General features: G+C 64.5%; 25 protein-coding genes and 1 pseudogene. 8 read left to right on the plus strand and 18 right to left on the minus strand.

Annotated features, from left to right (window positions below; all coding sequences use genetic code 11):
- The first annotated feature begins 82 nt into the window (after positions 1 to 82).
- Complete coding sequence (locus WG907_RS01830) at positions 83 to 637, plus strand: type 1 glutamine amidotransferase domain-containing protein (protein ID WP_340230865.1); 555 nt, start codon at positions 83 to 85, stop codon at positions 635 to 637.
- On the opposite strand, the gene WG907_RS01835 is transcribed toward WG907_RS01830, so the two are convergent.
- Genes WG907_RS01835 through WG907_RS01845 form a run of 3 tightly spaced genes read right to left on the minus strand, consistent with a single transcriptional unit; the run spans position 597 to position 2,798 of the window.
- Positions 597 to 1,310, minus strand: a complete 714-nt coding sequence (locus WG907_RS01835) for a hypothetical protein (RefSeq protein ID WP_340230866.1) — start codon at positions 1,308 to 1,310, stop codon at positions 597 to 599. The genes WG907_RS01830 and WG907_RS01835 overlap by 41 nt on opposite strands.
- Positions 1,307 to 2,671: a putative O-glycosylation ligase, exosortase A system-associated gene (locus tag WG907_RS01840; protein ID WP_340230867.1), complete on the minus strand. Its 1,365-nt coding sequence runs from the start codon at positions 2,669 to 2,671 to the stop codon at positions 1,307 to 1,309. Before WG907_RS01840 ends, WG907_RS01835 begins: the two co-directional genes overlap by 4 nt.
- Positions 2,664 to 2,798, minus strand: a complete 135-nt coding sequence (locus tag WG907_RS01845) for a hypothetical protein (protein ID WP_340230868.1) — start codon at positions 2,796 to 2,798, stop codon at positions 2,664 to 2,666. Before WG907_RS01845 ends, WG907_RS01840 begins: the two co-directional genes overlap by 8 nt.
- 99 nt (positions 2,799 to 2,897) lie before the next feature.
- Here WG907_RS01845 and WG907_RS01850 point away from each other — a divergent pair, with 99 nt between their 5' ends.
- Both WG907_RS01850 and WG907_RS01855 read left to right on the plus strand, forming a co-directional pair.
- Positions 2,898 to 4,124, plus strand: a complete 1,227-nt coding sequence (locus WG907_RS01850; protein ID WP_340230870.1) for a TIGR04063 family PEP-CTERM/XrtA system glycosyltransferase — start codon at positions 2,898 to 2,900, stop codon at positions 4,122 to 4,124.
- A gap of 54 nt (positions 4,125 to 4,178) precedes the next feature.
- Positions 4,179 to 5,147: a hypothetical protein gene (locus WG907_RS01855; protein ID WP_340230871.1), complete on the plus strand. Its 969-nt coding sequence runs from the start codon at positions 4,179 to 4,181 to the stop codon at positions 5,145 to 5,147.
- 30 nt (positions 5,148 to 5,177) lie between these two features.
- Here WG907_RS01855 and WG907_RS01860 read toward each other — a convergent pair whose 3' ends face one another.
- Positions 5,178 to 5,552, minus strand: a complete 375-nt coding sequence (locus WG907_RS01860; RefSeq protein ID WP_340230872.1) for a hypothetical protein — start codon at positions 5,550 to 5,552, stop codon at positions 5,178 to 5,180.
- A complete protein-coding gene (locus tag WG907_RS01865) occupies positions 5,549 to 5,734 on the minus strand; it encodes a hypothetical protein (protein WP_340231793.1) in 186 nt (61 codons plus the stop codon). Before WG907_RS01865 ends, WG907_RS01860 begins: the two co-directional genes overlap by 4 nt.
- A gap of 115 nt (positions 5,735 to 5,849) precedes the next feature.
- Here WG907_RS01865 and WG907_RS01870 point away from each other — a divergent pair, with 115 nt between their 5' ends.
- Both WG907_RS01870 and WG907_RS01875 read left to right on the plus strand, forming a co-directional pair.
- Entirely contained in the window at positions 5,850 to 6,521 is a 672-nt protein-coding gene (locus WG907_RS01870; protein ID WP_340230873.1) for a S24 family peptidase, read from the plus strand.
- 54 nt (positions 6,522 to 6,575) lie between these two features.
- On the plus strand, positions 6,576 to 7,508 hold the full coding sequence (locus WG907_RS01875; RefSeq protein WP_340230874.1) for an XdhC family protein: 933 nt from the start codon (positions 6,576 to 6,578) through the stop codon (positions 7,506 to 7,508).
- Here the strand turns inward: WG907_RS01875 and WG907_RS01880 are convergent.
- From WG907_RS01880 to WG907_RS01890, 3 genes are all read right to left on the minus strand, one after another.
- Positions 7,505 to 7,690 (minus strand): YbdD/YjiX family protein, encoded by a 186-nt coding sequence (locus tag WG907_RS01880; protein WP_340230875.1) that lies wholly within the window; start codon positions 7,688 to 7,690, stop codon positions 7,505 to 7,507. The two genes, WG907_RS01875 and WG907_RS01880, sit on opposite strands and share 4 nt — an antisense overlap.
- Positions 7,687 to 9,735, minus strand: a complete 2,049-nt coding sequence (locus WG907_RS01885; RefSeq protein WP_340230876.1) for a carbon starvation CstA family protein — start codon at positions 9,733 to 9,735, stop codon at positions 7,687 to 7,689. The genes WG907_RS01880 and WG907_RS01885 overlap by 4 nt, the downstream gene beginning before the upstream one ends.
- A 99-nt stretch (positions 9,736 to 9,834) precedes the next feature.
- The gene (locus WG907_RS01890) at positions 9,835 to 10,248 is read right to left on the minus strand and encodes a DoxX family protein (RefSeq protein ID WP_340230877.1); all 414 of its coding nucleotides are present in this window, start codon (positions 10,246 to 10,248) and stop codon (positions 9,835 to 9,837) included.
- A gap of 139 nt (positions 10,249 to 10,387) precedes the next feature.
- Here WG907_RS01890 and WG907_RS01895 point away from each other — a divergent pair, with 139 nt between their 5' ends.
- Positions 10,388 to 10,942, plus strand: coding sequence for a 2'-5' RNA ligase family protein (locus tag WG907_RS01895; RefSeq protein ID WP_340230878.1), 555 nt, complete (start codon positions 10,388 to 10,390; stop codon positions 10,940 to 10,942).
- A gap of 9 nt (positions 10,943 to 10,951) precedes the next feature.
- On the opposite strand, the gene yihA is transcribed toward WG907_RS01895, so the two are convergent.
- The 8 genes and pseudogenes from yihA to WG907_RS01935 form a co-directional block, all read right to left on the minus strand.
- Positions 10,952 to 11,599: a ribosome biogenesis GTP-binding protein YihA/YsxC gene (gene yihA / locus WG907_RS01900; protein WP_340230879.1), complete on the minus strand. Its 648-nt coding sequence runs from the start codon at positions 11,597 to 11,599 to the stop codon at positions 10,952 to 10,954.
- An 84-nt stretch (positions 11,600 to 11,683) separates the two neighbouring features.
- Positions 11,684 to 13,387, minus strand: coding sequence for a membrane protein insertase YidC (gene yidC / locus WG907_RS01905; RefSeq protein WP_340230880.1), 1,704 nt, complete (start codon positions 13,385 to 13,387; stop codon positions 11,684 to 11,686).
- Positions 13,388 to 13,422: 35 nt separating this feature from the next.
- Positions 13,423 to 13,635, minus strand: a complete 213-nt coding sequence (yidD, locus tag WG907_RS01910) for a membrane protein insertion efficiency factor YidD (protein WP_340230881.1) — start codon at positions 13,633 to 13,635, stop codon at positions 13,423 to 13,425.
- A gap of 5 nt (positions 13,636 to 13,640) precedes the next feature.
- A pseudogene (gene rnpA, locus WG907_RS01915) lies at positions 13,641 to 13,958 on the minus strand (ribonuclease P protein component); the annotation flags it as partial.
- A gap of 32 nt (positions 13,959 to 13,990) precedes the next feature.
- Positions 13,991 to 14,125, minus strand: a complete 135-nt coding sequence (rpmH, locus tag WG907_RS01920; RefSeq protein WP_340230882.1) for a 50S ribosomal protein L34 — start codon at positions 14,123 to 14,125, stop codon at positions 13,991 to 13,993.
- A 150-nt stretch (positions 14,126 to 14,275) separates the two neighbouring features.
- The gene (locus WG907_RS01925; protein ID WP_340230883.1) at positions 14,276 to 15,043 is read right to left on the minus strand and encodes a DsbA family protein; all 768 of its coding nucleotides are present in this window, start codon (positions 15,041 to 15,043) and stop codon (positions 14,276 to 14,278) included.
- A complete protein-coding gene (locus WG907_RS01930) occupies positions 15,040 to 16,389 on the minus strand; it encodes a M48 family metalloprotease (protein WP_340230884.1) in 1,350 nt (449 codons plus the stop codon). The genes WG907_RS01925 and WG907_RS01930 overlap by 4 nt, the downstream gene beginning before the upstream one ends.
- A 142-nt stretch (positions 16,390 to 16,531) precedes the next feature.
- Entirely contained in the window at positions 16,532 to 19,339 is a 2,808-nt protein-coding gene (locus WG907_RS01935; RefSeq protein WP_340230886.1) for an Rne/Rng family ribonuclease, read from the minus strand.
- Between the two features lie 524 nt (positions 19,340 to 19,863).
- Between WG907_RS01935 and WG907_RS01940 the strand changes: the two genes are divergently transcribed.
- Complete coding sequence (locus WG907_RS01940; RefSeq protein ID WP_340230887.1) at positions 19,864 to 21,144, plus strand: N-acetylmuramoyl-L-alanine amidase; 1,281 nt, start codon at positions 19,864 to 19,866, stop codon at positions 21,142 to 21,144.
- A gap of 66 nt (positions 21,145 to 21,210) precedes the next feature.
- Positions 21,211 to 23,742 carry a penicillin-binding protein 1A gene (locus WG907_RS01945; RefSeq protein ID WP_340230888.1) on the plus strand — a complete coding sequence of 844 codons (2,532 nt, stop codon included), beginning with the start codon at positions 21,211 to 21,213 and terminating at the stop codon, positions 23,740 to 23,742.
- Between the two features lie 13 nt (positions 23,743 to 23,755).
- Here the strand turns inward: WG907_RS01945 and WG907_RS01950 are convergent, their stop codons facing one another.
- Entirely contained in the window at positions 23,756 to 24,013 is a 258-nt protein-coding gene (locus WG907_RS01950; RefSeq protein ID WP_340230890.1) for a BrnA antitoxin family protein, read from the minus strand.
- Complete coding sequence (locus tag WG907_RS01955; protein WP_340230891.1) at positions 23,964 to 24,245, minus strand: BrnT family toxin; 282 nt, start codon at positions 24,243 to 24,245, stop codon at positions 23,964 to 23,966. The genes WG907_RS01950 and WG907_RS01955 overlap by 50 nt, the downstream gene beginning before the upstream one ends.
- Positions 24,246 to 24,408 lie beyond the last annotated feature (163 nt).

Consider the following 24,408-nt stretch of genomic DNA (forward strand, 5'->3'; position numbering starts at 1 on the left):
CCCGCCGTCCGTCGCTTCGTTCCGAAACTTGCAGGCGACCGGACCGTTGAAGCGACATCGCATTACCGCAAGGAGATCGGCCATGACCCCTATCGACAAGTCGCGCATCCTCATCATCGCAACCGATGGCTTCGAGGAATCGGAGCTGCTGGACCCACGCGCCGAACTGATCGGCGCGCGCGCCACGGTCACGCTCGCCGCGCCGGGCAGAAAACCCATTCAGGGGATGCGGCATGATGAAAAGGGCGCGACCATCACGCCCGACATCCTGCTGGATGACGTCCGCATCGACGATTATGACGGCCTGATCCTGCCCGGCGGGGTCGCAAACCCCGATTCGCTGCGCACCAACGAGACGGCGGTGGCTCTCGTCCGCGACTTCGTGGGTTCGGGAAAGCCCGTCGCCGCCATTTGTCACGCCCCCTGGTTGCTGGTCGAGGCCGGTGTCGTGGCGGGCCGGACCATGACATCCTGGCCATCGGTGCGCACCGACCTTGCCAATGCCGGCGCGACCGTCGTCGATCAGGAAGTGGCGATCGACGGCAACCTCATCACCAGCCGGAAACCGGCCGACATTCCCGCCTTCGTCGCGGCATTCAGGAAGGCGGTGACGGAAGCCCGGCCCGTCGCGGCGTAAATCGCGCGCCGCTGCCCCAGGGCCGCCACGGCAGTGGCCGCCGCCGCCGGATCGACACATGCGCAAGCGCCCATATCAAACAGATCAGCAGGGCGGGCCACGCGCCCGGAACGCTTGGCGGGTGGACGATCATAGCCATGCCGGCGATGACGGCGCCGAGCATGGCCAGCGCCATCGATCGAATCCCGCCATCGGGGCCGCGCAGCCACGCCGTGCAGCCGGTCACTCCGACGGCAAAGGCCAGCAGCAGCCGACCGGTCTCATCGCTTGCCGTACTGCTGCCGGCGAGCGACAGTATCAGGGCGGCGAGCGCGCCATAGCGGGGCAGTTTGCCCAGCAAGAGGGCGACGAGGGGATAGACAAGCAATTCGCCGAGAATTGCCGCAGCGATCGCGGCGCCGGCGGTGCCGCGGTCGCCCACCATGAAGGCGACCAGCGCCATCGCGGCATAGGGTAGGAGGCGAACCGGCATGATGCGGATATGGCTGATCCAGTTGCTCGGCCCCGGCCGCATGTCCCGGCGCCGGTCCATCAGGCGCAACTGAAAGGCCGAAACGACGAACAGCGCTTCAACCCCGCGCGGCAGCCAGGCGCCGCCGATCCACGGGGCCGCAAGCAGCAGCGCCAGCAGCAATCCCTGCGCCCAGTCCACCGCGCGCAACCGGGCGTTCATGCGGGAAGGCCGGTCGCGTTGGCCTGCGCCGCGATCATGGGCTGCCGCGCCGCCTGCTTCGCGCGGCGGCTGATATAGGTATCGAGTCCGATCTGGAGCGAAAGCATCATGAAGATGAACGGCTGATAGGCGATCCCCACGAACAATGAGCCTATCATATAGACGATATGCCCCTGTTGCAGCGCCAGCGCGAACGGCGCGACCCAGGCCTCGCCCGGCCCGTCGCGCTTGCGATAGGCGCGGCGCACCGCTTCGGTGCGGATGAAGCAGATGCCGTGGATCAGCACCCAGATGAAGAAACCGATATAGCCCTGTTCGCCCAGCATTTCGAAATAGGCGCTGTGATAGGCGCGGCCATGATCGGTCACGAGCCGCCGCTCGATGCGCTTGCCGCCGCCGTCGGTGACTTCGCTCTGCGCGAAATAGGTGAAGCTGTTCTGGAGATAATTGTCGAAGCCGCCGCCTGCCGGGTGCTTCTTCACATAGTCGAGCGTCCACATCCACACCGCGACGCGAGTCGATGCGCTTTCGTCGCCCTGATGATTTTCGATGGTCGACATGCGCTGGGTGAAGCTGGCCGGCAGGAAGGGGATGGAGGCGAGCGCGGCAAGCGCCATCAGCGGACCGTAAACGAAGCGTCGTTTGGATCGCATCAGCATCAGCCCGGCCAATATGACGATGCAGATGAGGCCGGTGCGCGCTTCGGTGCCGATCGGCATCAGCAGGCAGGCGAGGCAGAGCGCATAGGCGAAACCGCGCACTTTCCAGTCCGGCGGAAAGATCGTGCCATATTTGGCGAGCCAAAGGATGAGCGGGATCAGCGAGATCGCGACGCAGGAAATGATGCTGCCTTCATACAGCCCGCTGTTATTTTCGACCATCAGGTTCAGCACGCCATAGCCGCCGCCCGACAGCGCGGTCTTCATGCCGCCATTGATGATGATCGTGCTGGCGCACAGCACCATGAACAGGGTGAGCGCCTCGATTCGCAGGCGCGTGCGTAGCGTGATCGGCAGGAATACCGCGAAGATGATCGCTTTCCACACCCAGCCCCATTTGGTGAGCGCGTTGACGGGGAAGTCTGCGGTCGCGGTCGTATAACCGCACCAGGCGAGCAGCAGCAGCAGCAGCACCTGCCGAACGGAGAATCGGCAATCCTTCTTGTCGTCCACCGCGATCCACGCACCCACTGCGAGAACGAAGGCGATGAGCGAAATAGGAATGCTGTTGAGCAGGAAATAGGACAGGCGCTGGGGCGAGACGATGTCGATATAGGCATAGACGGCGATCAGCAGGAACGGCCGCCGGAACCCCATCAGGAAGAAGATGCCCAGAAAGGCGATGAAGAACAGGTCACGCATCGTCGCCGGCCCTTTCCCCGGTTCGATCGGGTTCGGGGTCGCGGTCGAGATCGGCGCGGGGCATCAGCCGCCATGCCGCGAGCAGGATGACGCCATGACTAAGGAGCAGGGTGAAGGTGTCGATCATCGTCCGTCTGGCTTGGCGTCTGGGCGGCGCGCCCATAAGTCCTTCTATCCATTCAGAGTTGACGGGCCGTTAAACCTTTTCCGGCAGACAGGGATGGCTATGACACGGATTCTCCACGTGCTGGACCACAGCCTGCCGATGCACAGCGGCTATACCTTCCGCACCCGCGCGCTATTGCGGGCGCAGATGGCGAGGGGCTGGGACGTTCGCGGGCTGACTGGCCATCGGCATACGCTTTCGGGCGGAATGGAGGAGGTCGTCGACGGGCTTCATTTCCATCGCACGCCCGGCGCGCCGGCCACCGGCACCCCCCTGCTGCGCGAATGGCGCGACATCGCCGCCCATGCCGAGGCGATCGATTCGCTGGTGCGGGACTGGCGGCCGGACGTCATCCATGCCCATTCCCCGGTACTCAACGCTATCGCCGCGCAGCGAGTCGCGCGGCGGCATGGCATTCCGCTGATCTACGAAATCCGCGCTTTCTGGGAAGATGCGGCGGTCGGCAATGGCACGGGGACGGAAGGCAGCCCGCGTTACTGGCTGACCCGGCAGCTCGAAACCCATGCCGTGCGCGCCGCCGATGCGGTCGCGGTCATCTGTGAAGGGTTGCGCGGCGACCTGGTCGCACGCGGCGTCGATGCCCGCAAGATCATCGTATCGCCCAACGGCGTCGATCTCGATCAGTTCGGCGCGCCGGTGCCGCGCGATCCCGCGCTCGCCGCGAAGCTGGGCCTTGAAGGGGGCGACATCGTCGGCTTCATCGGCAGCTTCTACGATTATGAGGGGCTGGACGACCTGATCGCCGCCATGCCGCGACTCGTGCGTGCTCGGCCCAGCGCGAAACTGCTGCTGGTAGGCGGTGGGCCCATGGAGGCGGCGCTGCGGGCGCAGGCCACCGCCTCGCCCTTTGCCGATCATATCGTCTTCGTCGGCCGGGTGCCGCATGATCAGGTCGAACATTATTATGCGCAGGTCGATATCCTCGCCTATCCGCGCAAGGCGATGCGCCTGACCGATCTGGTGACACCGCTCAAGCCGCTGGAGGCGATGGCGCAGGGCCGGCTGGTCGCGGCGTCGAGCGTGGGGGGCCATCGCGAACTGATCGAGGACGGCGTCACCGGCACGCTGTTTACGCCCGACGATCCGGCTGCCATCGCGGCGGCACTGGCCACCCTGCTTTCCGACCGCAGCGGATGGGATGCGCGCCGCGAGGTGGCGCGCCGGTTCGTCGAGAAGGAGCGTAACTGGTCGTCAAACATTTTGCGTTACGAACCTGTTTACCAACGGTTGCTCGACCGCCCCCAGGCGGCGCGGGCAGCGGCCTGACAAGAGTGTTTAACGATAGTGGCCAGATCGGGACGAAAAGGCAGGCAGTGGACGATGGCGGCGCTTTTTGGCGTCGGCGCGGCGCTTGCCGTCCTGTCCACGCCGGTCGGGCTGGTCGAAATGCTGGCCGCGTCGAGCGGGATGAGCGAAATCCTGCCGAGCGCGGCACCGCCGCTGGGGCTGAAGGCCCGGCTGCTGGTCGCGCTCTTCGCCGCGTTGATGGCGGTGGCGGCCACGGCGGCGCTTCGCCGCGACCCGTCGGGGGCACGGACCGTATATAATGGAACAGGGCGCAAAAAAGGCGTTCAGGGAGCAAGAAAAATGGGTTTCGCACTGTCAAAGCTGACCGCCCTGGCGCGGGCGCGAATCGGGTCGCCAGTCCATCGGGACGTGCCCGTCCTTCGCCGCGCCGACGCCCATCCCGATGCGCCGTCGCGGCCGCCGATCTTCGCCAGCCGCGATTTCGTCGGCCTCGATATCTTCGCGCGCACGGAGCCGGGCCATCGGGCGCTGGTCGTGAAGGCCGAACCCAAAAAGGACCCGATCGTGCCCGCCATGGGCCTCGACATGCCCAGCGCGCCGCCACCGCTGCCCGACGACATATTCACGCAGCCGGTATCCACGCTATTTTCGGCGGAACCAGCGGAGGCGGCCATTCGCCCGTCGATCGGTTTCGGCATGCCGGAGCCGGCGCAGTGCGATAAGGAGGATTCGGCCGTTGCGGTTTCTCCCACACCGGAACCCATCGTCCAGTCCGTAGCGCCGGAAGCCATCGCCCCGGCACCTGAAATTGCGCCCCCGTCGCGGGTGTCGGAGCTGTCCGTGGCCGAACTGATCGAGCGGCTGGAACGGGGGCTGGTTGCGCGCCGGCACGTGGTTTCGCCCGCGCCAGCCGGCTGCGTCATCGCCGACATGCCGGTTGCGCCGCCGGTGCCCGTCCGCGAGGCCGTCGCGGACGATATCGACGAAGCCCTGCGCACCGCGCTGGGTACGCTTCGCACGATGACCGCACGGGGGCGCTGAGCGTCGAAAGGCCAAGTGACTAGCCCGTTTTCACCAGTCCTCGATGGTGAGAGCGGACAATTCCATCCATAGCGCACCGTCCGGCGTGCGGCTCACATCGTCGATCACGATGTCGGCGACGAAATGACGCGGCAACGACCAGTCGACCTCCGCCAGCCCGTCGGCAAACCGGGCTTGCCGGGCCAGCGCATCGCTGCCGCCGATCTGGATCAGTATGACATGGCGGCGGCCTTGAAACAGGGCACTGGCCCAGGCGCGGCTCGTCGCCCGGACGATCAGGCTGGGATCGCCGACGCGGGCGATCAACTGCGTCAGCAGGCGGGGAAGCGGGTCGGGCGTTCGTATGGCATTTTCCGCATTTTCGACCGATATGGTGGCGGTTCGGGGGTGACGCATACTTGTCATTGGCCGACGCTCCTGCGATATGTGTTCATGAAATGTTCTATACGTCTCTTCATGCGGTCCCCCGGCTCGCGGCCCCGGCGCAGGTCGAACACCAAACGCGGATCGCGCACGCATTCGTGGCCGAACCGCGTGGCTGCAAGTCCGGTCTCGCGCAGAAATTTTTCGATCGTTCGCAACAGCATTCGCATTCATCTCCCCAGGCTGCTCGATTCGCCCGGTGCGATTCGATAGGTATATTCCTATCTCTAACCCTATTTCCTACTTGTCTAGGAAAATTCCTATCATTATGGATGCTTTATGGTTGAAGAGGTTCTGGACACGCGAGTCGCGCTGGAACGGCTGATTGCCGAGCGGGGCGAGAATTATGCGGATTTGTCGCGTCTGCTCGGTCGCAATCCGGCCTATATCCAGCAATTCATCAAACGCGGTACGCCCCGAAAGCTCGATGAAGCCGACCGGCGCATTCTCGCTCGCTATTTCGGCGTCGAGGAATCGGTGCTGGGCGCGCCATCGGTGGGCACTCTCCCATCCCGTCGGATACGCGGAGCGCCCATGGTCGTTGCCGTGCCCCGTCTGGCCTTGGGGGCGTCGGCCGGTCCGGGGTCGCTGGACGAAGACGAACGGGCAGCTGGCGTCATGGCTTTCGATGCGCACTGGCTGCGCGGTCTTGGCGTCAAGCCACAGCGAGTGTCGATCATCCGGGTGGACGGCGAATCGATGGCCCCTACGCTGAGCGACGGCGACGAGATCATGGTCGATCATGAAGATGACGCCGACCGGCTGCGCGATGGCGTCTATGTATTGCGGCTGGACGGTGTGCTGATGGTGAAGCGAGTTGCGATGGGACCCCGGCGGGATCGATTCAGCGTTTTGAGCGATAATGCGCATTATCCGAACTGGACCGATATCGATCCGGCCTTTGTCGTGATCGTCGGTCGGGTTGTGTGGACGGGGCGACGGCTCGTCTGACTTGGTGGAGCGCGTTCATCCTCCTATCCCGGCGGATGACAGGAGATATGGTGCGTGAACGATCATGACGGGGTAATCGCCAAGGGACGGGAATGGCGCGGTGCGCGGCTGGCGCTGGCGACTGTGATCTCGACCTGGGGATCGGCCCCACGGCCGCGTGGCAGCCATATGATCGTGCATGAGGACGGCAGGTTCGAAGGGAGCATTTCGGGCGGCTGTGTCGAAACGGACGTGCTTCAACGCGCCATGGAGGTGATCGCTGGGCGGCCGGCGCATCTGGAACGCTATGGCGTGGCCGATGGCGATGCATGGGCGGTCGGCCTGCCCTGCGGCGGCGAGATCAGCGTTCTGATCCAGCCCGTGAGCGCTATGGGCTTTGCCGGCGAATTGTTCGACTCGATCGCCACCGCCACCGCGTCGGGGCGGGCGGTGACGCTGTCGACCTATCTGGATACCGGCCGAACCATCGAAGGCCTACAACCAGATGCGTTCCACAATCGATATGATCCGCCGCGCCGGTTGCTCATCATCGGCGCGGTCCAGATCGCCCAGTCGCTGGCGCCCCTTGCGAGCGCGATCGGGGTGACACCCGTGGTGATCGATCCGCGCGGGCGTTTTCTGACATCGGAACGCTTTCCGGGCGTCGAGCTGGACGACCGCTGGCCCGATGAAGCGGTCGCTGCGCGGCGGCCGGGCGAATCGACGGCGGTGGTGACGCTCAGCCATGACATCAAGATCGACGATCCTGCGCTGGATGCCGCCTTGCGGGCGTCCACCGGCTATATCGCGGCGCTGGGGTCGCGAAAAAGTCATGCGGCGCGGCATCAGCGGCTGGCGGCGCTGGGGTGGGGACCGGATGATCTCGCCCGGATCGACGGGCCGGCGGGGCTGGATATAGGTGCGATCGGCGCGGCCGAAATCGCGCTGTCGATTGCGGCCGGCATGATCGCGGGCTTCAACGCGCGTCGCCTGGGTCCATCGCTCTAGCAGCAGCGTCCGCCATTCTTGCCGCCATAACGGGCTTCTTGCCGGTCGCGGAAATATTGCGTGCGGTTCATCGCGGGCTGTCCCGGATGATGCTCGCGCATGTGGCGCAGATAGGCGTCATAGTCGGGCAGGCCGACCATCAGCCGCGCTGTCTGTCGTAATGTGGCGAAGAGGCCGCTCATTCGGCCGGGACCATCTGCGCCGGGATTTCATGCGCGGTCGGCCTCGCTTCGCGGCGCGCCGCCAGACAGGTGCGAATGGTGAAGAACAGCACCGCCAGCACGACGCTCAGGAAAATCGCGCACAGTCCCGCGTCGATCCGGTCGTTGAAGATGATCGCCCGCATTTCATCCATCGACTTGGCCGGCGCCAGCACCGTTCCGGCACCGGCCGCCGCGCTGAATTTCGCGGCATGCGCCAGGAAGCCGACCTTCACGTCGTCAGAAAAGAGCTTCAGCAGGCTCGCGGATATGGTGCAGATGAGAAGCCACGCCGTGGGGAGTGCCGTGACCCATGCGTAGCGATCCTGCTTCATGCGGAACAGGACGGCAGTGGCGAGCATCAGGGCAATGGCCGCCAGCATCTGATTGGAGATGCCGAATACGGGCCACAGCGTGTTCACGCCGCCCAACGGGTCGGTCACGCCCTGATAAAGGAAAAAGCCCCAGGCCGCGACGGTCAGCGCCGTCGCGATGATGCCCGGCGCATGGCTTTTCGAGTCCTTGAAAGATGGCACGGCGAGCGCGATCAGATCCTGCAACATGAAGCGCCCGGCGCGAGTCCCGGCATCGACCGCCGTCAGGATGAACAGCGCCTCGAACAGGATCGCGAAATGATACCAGAAGGCCTTCATCGCCGGCCCGCCGAAGACGTGGCTGAAGATTTCGGCCATGGCCACCGCCAGCGTGGGCGCGCCGCCCGCGCGGCTGATGATGGAGTGTTCGCCGACATCCTTCGCGGTCTGGGTGATGAGGTCGGCGGATATCGGGAAGCCCATTCCGGTCACGGCGGCCGATGCGCTGGCCGCGTCGGTGCCGATGATGGCGGCCGGGCTGTTCATCGTGAAATAAATGCCGGGATCGAGGATCGACGCACCCACCAGCGCCATGATCGCGACGAACGCTTCCATCAGCATCGCGCCATAGCCGATCATCGGCGCATGGGCTTCGCTCGCGATCAGCTTGGGCGTGGTGCCACTGGAAATGAGCGCATGGAATCCGGAGACCGCTCCGCAGGCGATGGTGATGAACAGGAACGGGAAAAGCCCGCCCGCCCAGGCCGGACCACCCCCGGCGGCGAACTGGGTGACCGCATGCATCCGTAGTGGCGGAGCCATGATGACGATGCCGATGGCCAGCGCCGCGATCGCGCCGATCTTAAGGAAGGTCGACAGATAGTCCCGCGGCGCGAGCAGCAGCCATACCGGCAGAACCGAGGCGACCGCACCATAGCCGATCAGTATCCAGCATAGTTGCACCGGCGTGAAGGTGAAGGCCGGTCCCCATGCCGGCGACGCGGCGATCGCCTGACCATAGACGATCGCCGCCAGTAGCCCGACAAGACCCAGAAGCGAGACTTCGCCGATCCGTCCCGGCCTGATCCAGCGGGTATAGACGCCCATCAACAGCGCGAGCGGCACCGTCGCCGCTACGGTGAACATGCCCCAGGGGCTTTCGGCCAGCGCCTTGACCACGATCAGCGCCAGCACGGCGAGGATGATGACCATGATCATGAAGGCGCCGAACAAGGCGATGGTGCCGGCGACCTGCCCCATTTCGATGCGGATGAGTTCGCCCAGCGACTTGCCGTCGCGGCGCATGGAGATGAACAGGATCATGAAATCCTGCACCGCGCCTGCCAGCACGACGCCCACAATGATCCACAGGGTGCCCGGCAGATAGCCCATCTGAGCGGCGAGAACGGGGCCGACCAGCGGCCCCGCCCCCGCGATCGCCGCGAAATGATGGCCGAACAGGACGGCGCGGTCGGTCGCGACATAGTCCAGGCCGTCCGCGCGCCGGATCGCCGGGGTGGGGCGCATGGGGTCCAGTTGCATGACCTTGCGCGCGATGAAGAGTGCGTAATAGCGATAGGCGACGAGGAAGGTGGAAACGGCGGCGACCACGATCCATAACGCGTTGACGGACTCACCGCGCGACAGCGCGACTACCGCCAGCGCGATTGCGCCGAGAATGGCGATCAGAATCCATGGGATATGTCGGGCCATCGCGCTCTCTTGCTCCGCTCAATGGAAGGTCGCGCACAGTAGGGGGTGAGGCGAGAAAGGCAAGTTGCGGGCCGGCTGTTCCAGCGCCTTTAGAATGCCCTAGCGCTTGCGCGTCATCGGCCAGTTCGTCGCACCGCTTGCCCATAACGCCCACCAGATGATGACGGGTTGCAGCGCAAGGCGTGGCCCATGATACCACCAGCTCAGATGCGTTCCGCCCAGCGGGATGTCGGCAAGGGCGTGGTTGATGTTAGCCGGCCAGACGCACAGTGCGTAGAGGGCGAGTCCGATGCCGGCAGCTGTCCGCAAGCGCGGGATAAGCAGCCCTGCCGCACCGGCCAGTTCCGCTCCCCCGGTCAGCGCGACCACCGTTTCGGGTGCGGGCACCCAGTGCGGCGTGATCGCGACGAAGCCGCCGGGCCGGGTCAGGTGGGCGACGCCGGCGATGGCAAAGGCGGCGGCCAGCAGGCCGCGCGCAACCTTGCGCGGCCTGCTTTCGGGGAGGGTGGACATAGGCGCTCTCATCTCCGCAAGGTGCGGGAGAATGGCGCGCACCGGTCTGTCCAAACGCGTGAATCGGCAGGCAGGTCCAAGATGGGACCTTGGTGATCGTGCCATAAGAACATACCATAAACATATGGAACCGATTAGCTTGACCTGCCGCCAGCCCGCGCCCTGTTACCGGCTCTTCTTCGCGATCAAGCCCGATCCTGTTGAGGCGCGGCGGATCGATCATTTTGCGGAAGGGCTGGCCGGCACCCGGCCGCGCATTCGCCTCGAACATCAGCATGTGACGCTAGCGATCACGCAGGATCATGCAATCTATCCCGATGCGCTGATCGGAGCGATGCTCGGCATTGGCGCGAACATCATGGCCGAGCCTTTCGATCTGATGCTGGATCATCTGCAATTCTGGGCCGGTTCGGTGGCGTTGCGGCCATCACGCCGCGAGCCGATGCTGTACGCGTTGCAACGAGAGATGGGCGCCGCGATGAGCGCGAGGGGCATCGCACTGCGTCCCGGCTGGAAATTCAGTCCGCACCAGACGCTTTTCCATCGCAAGGGTTCGCTCGATCAACGCGCAATCGAAGGCTTTTGCTGGCGTGCCGACCGGTTCATGCTCGTGTGCAGCCATGTCGGCCACACCCGGCACGAAAGGCTGGGCACTTGGCCGCTGCGGGGCGGCGCGCAATACAGGCTTCTATGACGGGCAGGCTCAGCCCAGCATCACGCTTTCGAGCACGGCCGCGCGCAGTTCGGGCACGCCGAGGCCCTTTTCCGCGGACGTCGCGATGATTTCGGGATGGGCGGCGGGGCGCTTGCGGATCGCGTCGGCCGTCGCCTGCGTCACGGCGACAAGTTCGGCCGCCTTGATCTTGTCAGCCTTGGTCAGCACGATCCGATAGCTGACCGCCGCGCCGTCGAGCATGTCGAGCATGTCGTTATCGACATCCTTGATGCCGTGGCGGCTGTCGATCAGTACGAGCGCCCGTTTAAGCGCCGCCCGCCCGCGCAGATAGTCGTTCACCAGGAACTTCCACTTGCGCACGATGTCCTTGGGCGCCTTGGCATAGCCGTAGCCCGGCATATCGACGAGGCGGAACCGCAGCGGGTCGCCTACGTCGAAGAAATTCAGCTCCTGCGTGCGTCCCGGCGTGTTCGACGTGCGGGCGAGGCCATTGCGGTTGGTCAGCGCATTGAGCAGCGAAGATTTTCCCACGTTCGACCGGCCGGCGAAGGCGACCTCGTTCACCGCCATGTCCGGCAGAAATTCGAGCGTCGGCGCGGATTTCAGGAACGCGATCGGCCCGGAGAATAGTTTCCGGGCCTCCTCGATCAGCGCGGCTTTTTCATTCTCTTCCACACAACATCCGTTCGGTTCGAGCTTGTCGAGAACTCAGCACACCGTTCTCGACAAGCTCGAACCGAACGGGTTTTTAAGTCGGTGCTACTTGGCCAGCGCCGTACTCAGCACGGGATGGCGTTTGTACAACCACCATTGCTGCGCCATCGACAGACAGTTGTTGGTGATCCAGTAGACCAGCAGGCCCGCCGCGAACGGGGCCATGATGAACATCATCATCCATGGCATGATCGAAAACACCTGCTGTTGCATCGGGTCCATCTGCGCCGGGTTCAGCTTGAACTGGAAATACATGCTGATGCCGAGCAGGAGCGCGAGCACGCCGATCGCGAGGAAGGCCGGCGGCTGGAACGGCAGCAGGCCGAACAGGTTGAGGATGTGCAGCGGATCGGGCGCGGACAGATCCTTGATCCACAGCACGAACGGCTGATGCCGCATTTCGATCGTCAGCTGCAACACCTTGTAGAGCGCGAAGAAGATCGGGATTTGAAGGAAGATCGGCAGGCACCCGGCCAGCGGATTGACCTTCTCCTGCTTGTACAGCTCCATCATCTTTTGCTGAAGCTGCGGCTTGTCGTCCTTGTACTTTTCCTGCAGCGCCTTCATCTTGGGCTGCACCGCGCGCATCGCCGCCATGCTGGCGAACTGGCGCTGGGCGACCGGATACATGATCGCCCGGACGACGAAGGTCAGGCAGATGATCGCCACGCCGAAATTGCCCAGCGTTTCGAACAGCCAGTGCAGCAGCGCGAAGATCGGCTGTTCGAACCAGTAGAACCAGCCCCAGTCGATCGCGCGGTCGAACAAGGGCACCCCGGCGCGCTCATAGGCCTGAAGCGTCTTCACTTCCTTGGCGCCGACGAACAGGCGGGTCGTCTGGGTAACCGCCTTGCCGGGTGCGAGCATCACGGGATTGAGGCTGAAATCGGCCTGATATTGCCCGCCAGCGCCCTTGCGGATCTGCCCTGCAAATGGCGCCTTCTGGTCAGGCACGAGGGCCGACAGCCAATATTTGTCGGTAAAGCCGAGCCAGCCGCCAGTCGACTGGAAACTCTGAGTCGAGGGCCCCTTGTCCAGATCCTTATAATTGACGCTATAATTGGCCGCGCCGTTGAACACGCCCATGGGGCCCACATGGATCGTCCATGAGGTGGGGTCCTTCGACGCGTTCGCCCGGTTGATATAGCTGTAATTCCGAACCGCGATCGCCCCCGCGCCGCTGTTCGACACCTTCTGGGCGGCGGTGATCATATAGTTTTCGTCCACCGTCAGGCGGATTTCGAAGGTCTGGCCGGCGCCATTGTTCCAGCTGAGCGTCACCGGGCTGGTCGGCGTCAAAGCGCTGCCCTGCGCCGTCCAGAGTGAATCCTTGTCAGGGGTCTTGAGGCCCTCGCCTTGCCAGCCGAAGCCGGCAAAATAGGCGTCCTGCGTGCCGCTCGGGCTGAACAGGCGGATGGCCGGCGAATCCTTGGCGAGCGTTTCGCGGTAGGTCGGCAGCACGATATCGTCGATGCGCGCGCCCTTGAGGCTGATCGAACCGGTCAGGCGCGGGGTGCGGATCGGCACGCGCGGGCTTTCCTTCAGCACGACGGCGCGGTCGCGGATCGCGACGGCAGAATCGGCCGCAGGGTCGGCGGCGGAATTGGCGACGGGCGTCGTTTTGCCGCCTTCGATCTTCGTCGCAGGCGGATTGGCGGCGGGGAAGAAATGATTGGCGATATAGGGCCAGCCGAACAGGATCGCGGCGGTCAGGATCACCGCCAGAATGATATTCTTCTTGTCGTCCACGCTCTCGGCTCCGCCGTAATCGTAAAAACTAAATGTCAGGGAACCGGGTCATAGCCCGAACCGCCCCATGGGTGGCATCGCATTAGCCGCTTGAACCCCAGCCAGCTACCCTTGATCGCACCATATTTGCGAACCGCCTGGATGGCATATTCGGAGCAGGAGGGCGCATAGCGACAGGTTGGGGGGAGAATGCGGGACGGACCGATCTGCCAGCCCCGTGCGATCAGAATGAGGATGCGGGCGATCACGACGCCCTCTTCACCACCTTGCGCAGCGCCTTTTCCAGTTCGCCGCGCAACTGGCCGAAGTCGCGCTCGATCCCGCCCGAGCGGCCGATCAGCACATGGTCCGCTCCAGCGACGCCGTGAACCGGCAAAAGTTCGCGGGCCAGAACGCGAAAGCGGCGCTTCATCCGGTTGCGGATGACGGCGCCGCCGATCTTTTTCGTTACCGTGATGCCATAGCGCATCGCCGGATCGCCATCGCCGCGATCACGCACCAGCAGGACGAAACCCGGCATCGGTGCGCGTCGCCCGCGATTCGCCGCCAGAAAATCCGCGCGTTTCGCCATTCCGGCGAGCGCGGCTTCCGGCAAGCGCTGGTTCAGGCGCTCAGGCTCTTGCGGCCACGCGCGCGACGCGCACGGATGATGTTGCGGCCACCGGGTGTCTCCATGCGGGCGCGAAAACCGTGACGGCGCTTCCGAACCAGATTGCTCGGCTGAAAAGTGCGCTTCATCGTTCATTCCTCAAAGGCAAAATTTTAGAATCGGGCGTGACGAAAAAGGGCCGCCGGTAAAGGCGACCGCATGTCAGGGGGCGTCCGATAGGCAAAGGGGGCGGTCAAGTCAAGGTTCGACGCGCACCGAACGGGAGAAGATGAGCGGGTCTATTTCCCCCGCGCTGCACTCACCGCCGCCTTTAGCGCGTCATAGCCGACCGCGCCGTTCAGCACCTGATCGCCGATCACGAAGGTCGGCGTACCGCTCGCCGCCAGTTTTTGCGCCAGCGCGATATTGGATTGGATTTCGGTGTCATATTGGCCCGAAGCGATGGCCGCCTCAGCGGTTTTCCGGTCGATCCCGGCCGACGCGGCCGCCGCCAGCATGGTGTCGCGCGTCACCTTGCCCGCTGCATAGAGCGCGCGATGATAGGGCATATATTGCGACCTTTCGGCCGCCAGCAGCGAGATTTTCGCCGCCGCCGTGCTTTCGTCCGACAGGATGGGCAGTTCGCGATAGACGATCTTCAAACCCTTATCCTCCTCCACCAACCTGGCAAGATCGGGCAACGAGGCGCGGCAATAGCCACAGGCATAATCGAAAAATTCGACGATGGTGACGTCGCCTTTCGCTGCGCCTTCCCATGCGCCGGCATAGGGCGTCTCGATCGCCTTGCGGTTGGCGTCGACCGTGCCGGCGACCCGCCTTGCCTGTAATTTCTCGATGGCCTGCGGGATGATCTCGGGATGGTCCAATATATAGTCATGGACGATCTGCTCGATCGCCGCGCGATCGCTGCCGCCGACGCTAGCGGGCCCCTGGGCGAGCAGCGCGGTGCCGGCAGCGGCGGCAAGGAAGGCGAAAGCGCCGAGGGTCATCTGGATCATCCTGTTGGAAAGGGCTGCCCAAAAGCGGGGCGGGGGCAGGTCGGTCATTTCTTCTTCCGCTTTTGTTCGACGGCGGCGCGCGACACCATCGCAATATCCTGCGCCCGCAGATAATCGACGGTGCCGGGCTTCAGTCCCTGCATCGCCGCGTCCGCGCTGCGCAGCGCCATCGGATGCTCGCCGGTCATCGCATAGCGTTCGGCCGTCGCCAGTGCCGCGCGCGGAATGTCGCCACGGCGTTCGTAGACGACGCCCAATTGATACCAGGCGAAGGGATTTTCGCGATCACGCGCGACCGCGTTGCGCAGCACCTGCTCGGCCTCGGCGAAATTGGCGTCGTCTTCGGTCGCGATCAGGGCATGGCCCAGCAGGGTGGCGATCAGCGGCTGATTGGTTTCCCTGACCGCCTCGCGCAGCGGCGCCACGGCTTCGGCGGGCCTGCCACTTTCCAGCAGTATCTGGCCCTTGAGTTCGAGGAAATAGGGGTCATGCGGCACGGCGCTCAACAGCGCGTTCGCCTCGTCCAGCGCTTTTTGCGGATAGGCGCTTTTATGCCAGGCATAGGCTCTGGCATAATGGGCCGGGATCGACTGGTCGCTGACGGGATATTTGATCAGCGTCTGCTGCGGTTCCGACACATAGCCGATGAGCTTGGCCTTGATCCGCTCGAACCGCGCCTCCAGCTGCGGGTTCGATGGCTTGTCCCAGGCGGGGTCGACCGTATAGACCTCTCGCAGCACGGTGATGCGTTCGCCCGATAGTGGATGGGTGCGGCCGTAGCTGTCGTTCTGCGGGATCGCGAGGCGATATTCCTGATTCTGCAGTTTCTTGAAGAAATCGAGACTGCCCTTCCCGCTGATCCCCGCCTTGCCGAGGTAGCGCGCGCCGGCAAGATCGGCGGAGCTTTCCTGCGCGCGGGAGAAAGCGAGATATTTGCCCATCGCAGCTTGCTGGCCGAGGCCCAATATGCCCATGCCGGCCTCCGCGCCGCCCGCTGCGATCGCTGCCGCGCCCAGTACCAGACTGAGCAAGGTAATGCCGGTCGCTTCCTTGATGCCGTCGTTGCGGACGACATGACCGCCCTCGATATGACCCAGTTCATGCGCCACCACGCCCTGTAACTGGCCCACATTGTCGGCCGCCGCGATCAGCCCGCTATGCACCCAGACATATTGGCCGCCCGCGACGAAGGCGTTGATATCGGGAGCGTTGAGGACCAGCACCTCGACATTGCGCGGTTCCATGCCCGCCGCCTTCACCAGCGGGGCGGACATGTCGCGCATAAAGGCTTCGGTTTCGGCATCGCGCAGGACGCTCTGCGCCAGTGCGGGCCGGACGATCAGGGCAAGCGAAGCCAGCAGGATCGCGATGTGGCGGGCATGTCTGCCGGTCATGCGCCGGCCCAGCGTGGTCGTTTTTCCATCGGACGAAGCGGATGTCATACCGCGCCTGAATGAGCAGTGAAGTTCCTGCGCGCAAGGACGAGACGCCGCCGCCGTCCGGTGTCGACCGGCAAGGCGGCGGCGTTTCATCATCTTACTGGCCGAAGGTGCGCTGCCACCAGCCACGGCGCGGCGTGCCGTCATCCTCTTCCGGTCCGTCTTCGGTCGGCGTCTGCGCGGCCATGGCCTCGGCAGAGTCCCTTGCCGCTTCCGCTGGCGCTGCCTCGGCTGGCTTCCCTTCATCGACTGAATCGGGGACGACGCTGCTTTCCTCCACGACGACGTCAGCGCCTTCGACCGCAGCGGGAGCGGCCTTCTTGCGCCGAGGCCGCTTGGGCTTGGCAGGCGCCTCGGTTGCCGCATCGGGCACGGCCTCGGCGGTCGCCGCGTCGGCCGCGGCTTGCGCCTCGACCCCTTCGGCCTCTGCCGCGGCCGGCTTCTTGCGCCGGCTCCGCTTGGGCTTGTCGACCACCTCCGCGACAGGCGCTTCGGCGGCTTCGACGATTGCGGGCGTTTCGGGAGCTTCCGCTACCTCTGCAGGCGCGGCGGCGACATCCTTGCCCTTGCGAGCGCGTGGGCGACGGCGCGTCTTGGGCGTCTCCTCCACGGCAGATGCCTCGACGACAGCGGGCTGCGCTTCCTCGATCACGTCATCCGCGACGGGCTCGCCAGCGATGTCCGCATCGCCGGTTTCGCCAGGGGCGTCACCTTCAGGCCCGGTCTCGGTCCCGGCTTCGCCACCCTCGCGCCGGCGACGGCCGCCACGACGGCCGCGACGACCACGACGGCGGCCGGCATCGTCGCCGTCCGGACCGGCTTCGGCCGCCTCGGGCTCTTCGCCTTCGCCAAGGCTCTCGTCCGCTGCTTCTGCGGCCACCGGTTCGCCATCTTCCGCGACATCGCCTTCGGTCCGATTCGCCTCAAGCGCATCGTCACGCGGCCCGCCCCTACGGCGACGGCGCCGGCGACGGCGACGACCACCTTCGCGGTCCTCGCGGTCCTCACGCTCTTCGCGTTCGCTCCGTCCCTCACGCTCGGCGGGCGCGGCCTCGTCGGCTTCCTCCTCTTCCTCTTCCTCCTCGTCGAGGATGTCGAGGTCATCTTCCTCCTGCGGCAGAGGCGCATAGGTCACGACGCGTTCCGGCCGTGGACCGCTCGCCTCGACCGACATGCGCGCGCCCTCGATCTCGCCATCGGGCAGCACGACGATGCTCACCCCATAGCGCTGCTCGATCTCGTCAAGCTCGCGGCGCTTGTTGTTAAGGACATAGAAGGCGGCTTCCTGGCTGGCGCGCAGGGTGATGATGCTGCCACGACCGCGCGCTGCTTCTTCCTCCAGCATGCGCAGCGCGCCCAGGCCCGCCGACGAGGCGGTGCGGACGAGGCCGGTGCCCTCGCAATGCGGGCATTGACGGGTGGAGGCTTCCAGCACGCCGGTGCGCAGGCGCTGACGGCTCATTTCCATCAGACCAAAGCCGGAGATGCGGCCGACCTGGATGCGGGCGCGATCGTCCTTGAGCGCGTCCTTCATCGCCTTTTCGACTTTGCGGATGTTGGAGTTCACCTCCATGTCGATAAAGTCGATGACGACGAGGCCGGCCATGTCGCGCAGGCGCAACTGGCGGGCGATTTCGCGGGCAGCCTCCAGATTGGTGGCGACGGCAGTCTGTTCGATGCCATGTTCGCGGGTCGAGCGGCCCGAGTTGATGTCGATCGACACCAGCGCCTCGGTCGGGTTGATGACGAGATATCCGCCCGATTTGAGCTGGACAACGGGGTTGTACATGCCGGCGAGCTGGTCCTCCACGCTGGCGCGCTGGAACAGCGACACCGCGTCGGCATATTGCTTCACCCGCCGCACATGGCTCGGCATCAGCAGGCGCATGAAGTCCTTGGCGGCGCGATAGCCATGTTCGCCCTCGACGATGACTTCCTCGATATCCTTATTGTAGATGTCGCGGATCGCGCGCTTGATCAGGTCGCTGTCATTGTGGATCAGCGCGGGCGCGGCCGATTTCAGCGTATTTTCGCGGATCTCGTCCCACAGACGCGCAAGATAGTCGAAGTCGCGCTTGATTTCGGGCTTGGTGCGCTGAAGGCCGGCGGTGCGGACGATGCAGCCCATCGACGCGGGAAGGGCCATTTCCGCGATGATCGTCTTCAATCGCTTGCGGTCGGCCGCATTGCTGATCTTGCGCGAAATGCCGCCGCCGTGGCTCGTATTGGGCATGAGCACGCAGTAGCGGCCGGCGAGGCTCAGATAGCTGGTGAGGGCCGCGCCCTTGTTGCCGCGCTCTTCCTTGACGACCTGCACCAGCAATACCTGACGGCGCTTGATGACATCCTGAATCTTGTAGCGGCGGCGCAGCGCCATGCGCTTGCGACGCAGCTCGTCGGCGGCATCGTCGCCCCGGCCGCGGCCACGGCCGCGCTGCGGCGCACCGCCCTCGACCGCATTTTCAGCGGCCGGCTCGCCTTCGGCGCGCTCGTCCTCGCCGCCTTCATCTTCGTCATCATGATGATGCGACGCTTCTACGGTTTCGATGCTGCCGGCTTCGCCGTCCTCGTCATCCTCGTCATCATAATCGGCGCGCAGCGCTGCCTCTTCCTCGGCGTGGGCGCGCTCTTCCTTGAGCAGCGCCTCGCGGTCCTCACGCGGGATCTGGTAATAGTCCGGGTGGATTTCGCTGAACGCGAGGAAGCCGTGGCGGTTGCCGCCATAATCGACGAACGCAGCCTGCAACGAGGGTTCGACCCGCGTCACCTTGGCAAGATAGATATTGCCCTTGAGCTGCTTGTGCTCGGCCGATTCGAAATCGAATTCCTCGATCCGGTTACCCTTGACGACCGCGACCCGGGTTTCTTCCCGGTGGCGCGCATCGATCAGCATACGCATTGTCATATATATATCTCCGGCGTCGGCGGCCGCAGGCTTTGAGCCGGGCCGCCACGCGATAGTGAAGGGACGGCCGCGTGCGCGCTGTCATAGCCACGTATTGCGGGGTCGTCCGGGTTTGAAGGATGATGTTCGCGTCTGCTGCGCTGGCAGGGCCGGACAATGTGCCGGACCGGACCATCCACGCCGCATCGCCCGGTATCGGGGTCAGCGGGGAATGGAAATCGTGCCTCATGCAGCGTCAACCTGTTCATGCGCCGGCTTTCGGGGCGCTTTCGCCCGCCGATGCATTTGTGAAAACCCCCATGGGGCTCGCCATCTTGAGGGCGAACCTTTCGGGGATATGAATGGGTAGCAGTCAAAGACCCAAGGGGCAACGGCCGCTCGAAATAATGTTACACCGCGGAAAGGCGGTTCGCGCTGTCCTGATTCATGCTGAAACGGGTGTTAACCGATTCATTTTACCGGGGCACAAGGGCTGATGCTTAATCCACAATTCAGCGTGGGGATGCGCTGGACGGATATACGTCATGAAATTTGGCTGGACGGCCGATACTGCTGCGTTGCACACACGGCGCATGCTCAATAGCCTTGCCCTGGCAAGCGTGATGTTCGCGGCGACGCCTGGCAATGCCGGCGGCATCTCGGCTGTCGACGTGCGCGGCGACCAGGTGACGTTGCGTTTCGATGACAGCGTCGACGGCGCGTCGGCGTTCCTGCTGAATGAACCGCGCCGAATCGCGCTCGATATTTCCGGCGCGCGCATCGGCGCCAACGGCTTTACGGGTGGGGGAGGCGCGGTTTCTGCCGTGCGGCAGGGGCAGGTGAGTGACGAAACGGCGCGTGTCGTGCTCGATCTGGTCACGCCCGCAATCGTCAGTAATGCGCAGTTCGCGCAGGACGGCAAGTCGCTCAGCTTCTCGCTTCAGGGCGTATCGGATAGCGGATTTCGCGCCGCGCTTGGCAAGGGCCGGGCGCGGATCGATGCGCCCACGGCCATGATGGCCCGCGCGCCCCGGCGCATGCACAGCATCACCGTGCCGATTCCGGCCGCTGCCCGAGGCCTCGTCCTGCCCGCCGTGGCTGGACCGCGCGATGGCGCCCGCCCGCTGGTGGTGATCGACGCCGGCCATGGCGGCCATGATCCGGGCGCCATCAACCGGGAAAACGGCAAGCGCGAGAAGGATGTGACGCTGGCGATCGCGCAGGCGATCCGCGATCAACTCCTCAAGTCCGGTCGCGTGCGCGTGGCGCTGACCCGCGACGATGACCGCTTCCTCATATTGCAGGAACGCTATGGCATTGCCCGCAAGCTCAATGCCGACCTCTTCATCTCGATCCATGCAGATTCGGCGGAGAATGACGAGGCGCATGGCGCGACCGTCTATACCCTGTCCGAAACCGCGTCGGATCGCGAAGCGGCGCGCCTTGCCGCGCGCGAGAATAAGGCGGACATCATCAACGGCGTGAACCTTGGCGGCCAATCGGGCGACGTGTCATCGATCCTGATCGATCTCACCCAGCGCGAATCGATGAATATCTCGGCCGGTTTCGCCCGCCTGCTCCAGCGCGAGGCCGCGCCCTATGTGCCCTTCCGCAGCGCCTATCACCGTTTCGCCTCGCTGATGGTGCTCAAGGCCCCGGACACGCCGTCGGTGTTGTTCGAGACCGGCTATATCAGCAATGTCGATGATTCGGCCTTTCTCTCTTCGCGCGAGGGGCAGGACAGGATCGCCCGCGGCGTCGCCCGCGCGATCGAGGTGCATTTCGCCCGCAAACTGGTGATGCGCGAGGATCGGGCGGGCGGGTGAAGCGGTCGATCGGGCAGGAATAGCCGCTGGCGCTCATCCATTTTTCTGCCTAGAGCCTGCGCTCATATGGATGAGGCTCGACCCGAACCCGCGCGCTCTTTCGCGTACCGTCTTCAACGCGATGCCGGCGGCGCGATGGGCCGCCTGCGCGGCCTTTGGGCCAGGCGCTGGTTCCGCTGGTTGTCGGTACTGGCCGGCGGATTCCTGCTGGCGATCGCCCTGTTCTGGCTGATCTTCGCGCGTGGGTTGCCCGATGCCGCCACCCTCCTGGAATATGAACCGCCGCTGCCCACCATGGTGCGCGACATCAACGGCCGGCCGGTCCACAGCTATGCCCGCGAACGGCGCGTGCAACTGCAATATAGCGATTATCCGCCGCTGCTGATCCGCACCTATCTGGCGGCGGAGGACAAGACTTTCTTCGAACATCATGGCGTCGATATTCCCGGCTTCTTCGGCGCGGTGTTCGATTATGCCCGCAAGCTGGGTTCAGGCCAGCGCGCGCGCGGCGGCTCCACCATCACCCAGCAGGTCGCCAAGAACCTGCTGATCGGTGACGAATATTCGCCGACGCGCAAGGTGAAGGAGATGATACTCGCCTATCGCATGGAAGGCGTGCTGTCGAAGCAGCAGATATTAGAGCTTTACCTCAACCAGATATTCCTGGGCCGCAATGCCTATGGCGTGCAGGCTGCGGCCCGCGCCTATTTCGACAAGGATGTCGCCGACCTCAAGCTGCACGAAATGGCCTATCTCGCCATCCTGCCCAAGGGGCCGGCCAATTACCGCCCGGAAAGCCCGACCGGACATGCGCGCGCGATCGAGCGGCGCAACTGGGCGCTGGGGGAAATGGTCGCGAACGGCTGGATCACCGCTGCCCAGCGTGACGCGGCTCGGGCGGAACCGCTCGGAACCGTCGCGGCGCATGGCTCCAGCTTCGACGCGCGGGCTGGCGGCTATTATATGGAAGAAGTGCGCCGCCGCCTGATCGAGCAATTCGGCGAAAAGGCGGCGGACGGCCCGAACAGCGTCTATGCCGGCGGCCTATGGGTCCGCAGCCCCTATGATCCGGTGATCCAGGACAGTGCGGCGACCGCGTTGCGCAACGGCCTGCTGCGCTTCGACGCGGGGCACGGCTGGTCTGGTCCGGTCGGGCATATCAACATTGGTAACGGCTGGGAGCGCGAACTGGCGGCGAGCTATGTCAGTGTCGATTATGCCGGCTGGCGCGTTGCGGCGGTGCTTGGCCGGACCTCTTCAGAGGCGCAGATCGGCTTTTCCGACGGCTCCACGGGCGTTCTGCCCGCCGCTGCGGCGCAGATGGGGTATCGCAAGATGGGCGTCCCCGCTTTTTCCGCGCTCAAAGCGGGTGACCTTATCCTGGTCGCGCGCAACGGGGCAAGCTGGGCATTGCGCAATGTGCCCGAAGTGTCGGGCGGCATGATGGTCGAGGAAACCCATTCGGGGCGGGTGCGGGCGATGCAGGGCGGTTTCGATTCGCGCCTGTCTTCCTATAACCGGGCGACTCAGGCGCTGCGCCAGCCCGGCTCCACCATCAAGCCGTTCGTCTACGCCGCCGCGCTCGATTATGGCATGACGCCCGCCTCGATCATCGTCGACGGGCCGCTCTGCGTCTATCAGACCGCGAGTCTCGGCCAGAAATGCTTCCGCAATTTCTCAGGCGGCAGCGCCGGGCCGCAGACGATGCGCTGGGGTGTCGAACAGTCGCGCAACCTCATGACCGTCCGCGCCGCCAGCCAGACCGGCATGGAACGCGTGGTGCGCACGATCAAGGCGATGGGGATCGGCGATTATCAGCCTTATCTGTCCTTCGCATTGGGCGCGGGCGAAACAACGGTCGAGCGCATGGTCAACGCCTATGCGATGCTGGTCAACCACGGACAGCAGCTCACGCCCAAGGTCATGGACTATGTGCAGGACCGGCGCGGCAAGGTGATCTGGCCCGCACGCTGGCGCGCTTGCGACGGCTGCAACATGCCCAATTGGGACGGCAAGCCGATGCCGCGCTTCGGGTTCGAGGGCAAGCAGGTCATGAACCCGATGACCGCCTATCAGGTGGTGCATATCGCCGAGGGCGTGATCCAGCGCGGCACCGCGACGGTGCTGGCGGACCTAAAGCGCCCGCTGTTCGGCAAGACCGGCACCACCAATGGCCCGACCAACGTCTGGTTCGTCGGCGGCACGCCCGACCTGATCGGCGGCGTCTATATCGGTTATGACCAGCCGCGCAGCCTGGGCGGCTGGGCGCAGGGCGGGCGCATCGCCGCGCCGATCTGGAAGGCGGCGCTTGGCCCCATCCTGGAAACCATGCCCAAGACGCCGTTCATCGCGCCAGCGGGCATGCGCATGGTCGCGATCGACCGCCGGTCGGGCAAGCGCGTCTATGGCGCCTGGCCGAGCGACGAGCCCAAGGCCGCCGTGATCTGGGAAGCGTTCAAGCCCGAATCCGAACCACGCCGCACGATCCGCAAGGAAGAGGCGGAGGCGCAGGCCAAGGTCGCCGAAAAGCGGGCGGCCGGCGCCACCCGCGCTCGAACGGACAGCGATTTCCTGTCGGACCAGGGCGGGATTTATTGAGGGGTAATGGCAGTCACAGTCCTACCGCCTTTCGCAGCGCGTCATTGATGCGCACTTGCCATCCTGGCCCCTCAGCCTTGAATTTTTCCAGTACGTCGGGATCTAGCCTCAGCGACACATGCTGTTTGGTCTGCGCAAGACGGGGTCGACCGCGCCGCACCAGCGCCTCACCACGATAGGCGTCGGCGCCGTTCGCCCACTCTTGTGTCAGTTTGGGGGCGTCATCTGGATCTCTCCAATTCGCGCCGGTAGATTTCGCGTTCTTCATCATCAGCAATCCTCATTGAGATGACGCGAATGGCGTCACCTCTCGCGGTCCAGACACAGACGACGGGTCGCTCTTCCAGCGCCCCAAGCATGATTTGGCGAACCTCGCCATAATCCTTTCGCTCGTCCGCCCGGAGCAGATAAAAACCATCAAAAACGTCAACGACGGATTCAAAATCGAGGCCCCGTTCTTCAAGAGTGCGCTGACGCTTATTCGGGTCGTATTCGATCTTCATGGCGGGTTATTCCCCAAGGTCGATAGAGATGGTTCATAAGTTTTCCTTCCATCGCCTGGTTGGCCCGTCGGCTCAGTGGCGATTAAAAGTAACACGAAAAATAAATTGTGCAATATTTTATGTAGCACAAAAATGCGTGGCCTTCCCAAATCGGCTGCCCTCG

Source organism: Sphingobium fluminis, from assembly GCF_037723805.1.
Taxonomy (GTDB): Bacteria; Pseudomonadota; Alphaproteobacteria; order Sphingomonadales; family Sphingomonadaceae; genus Sphingobium.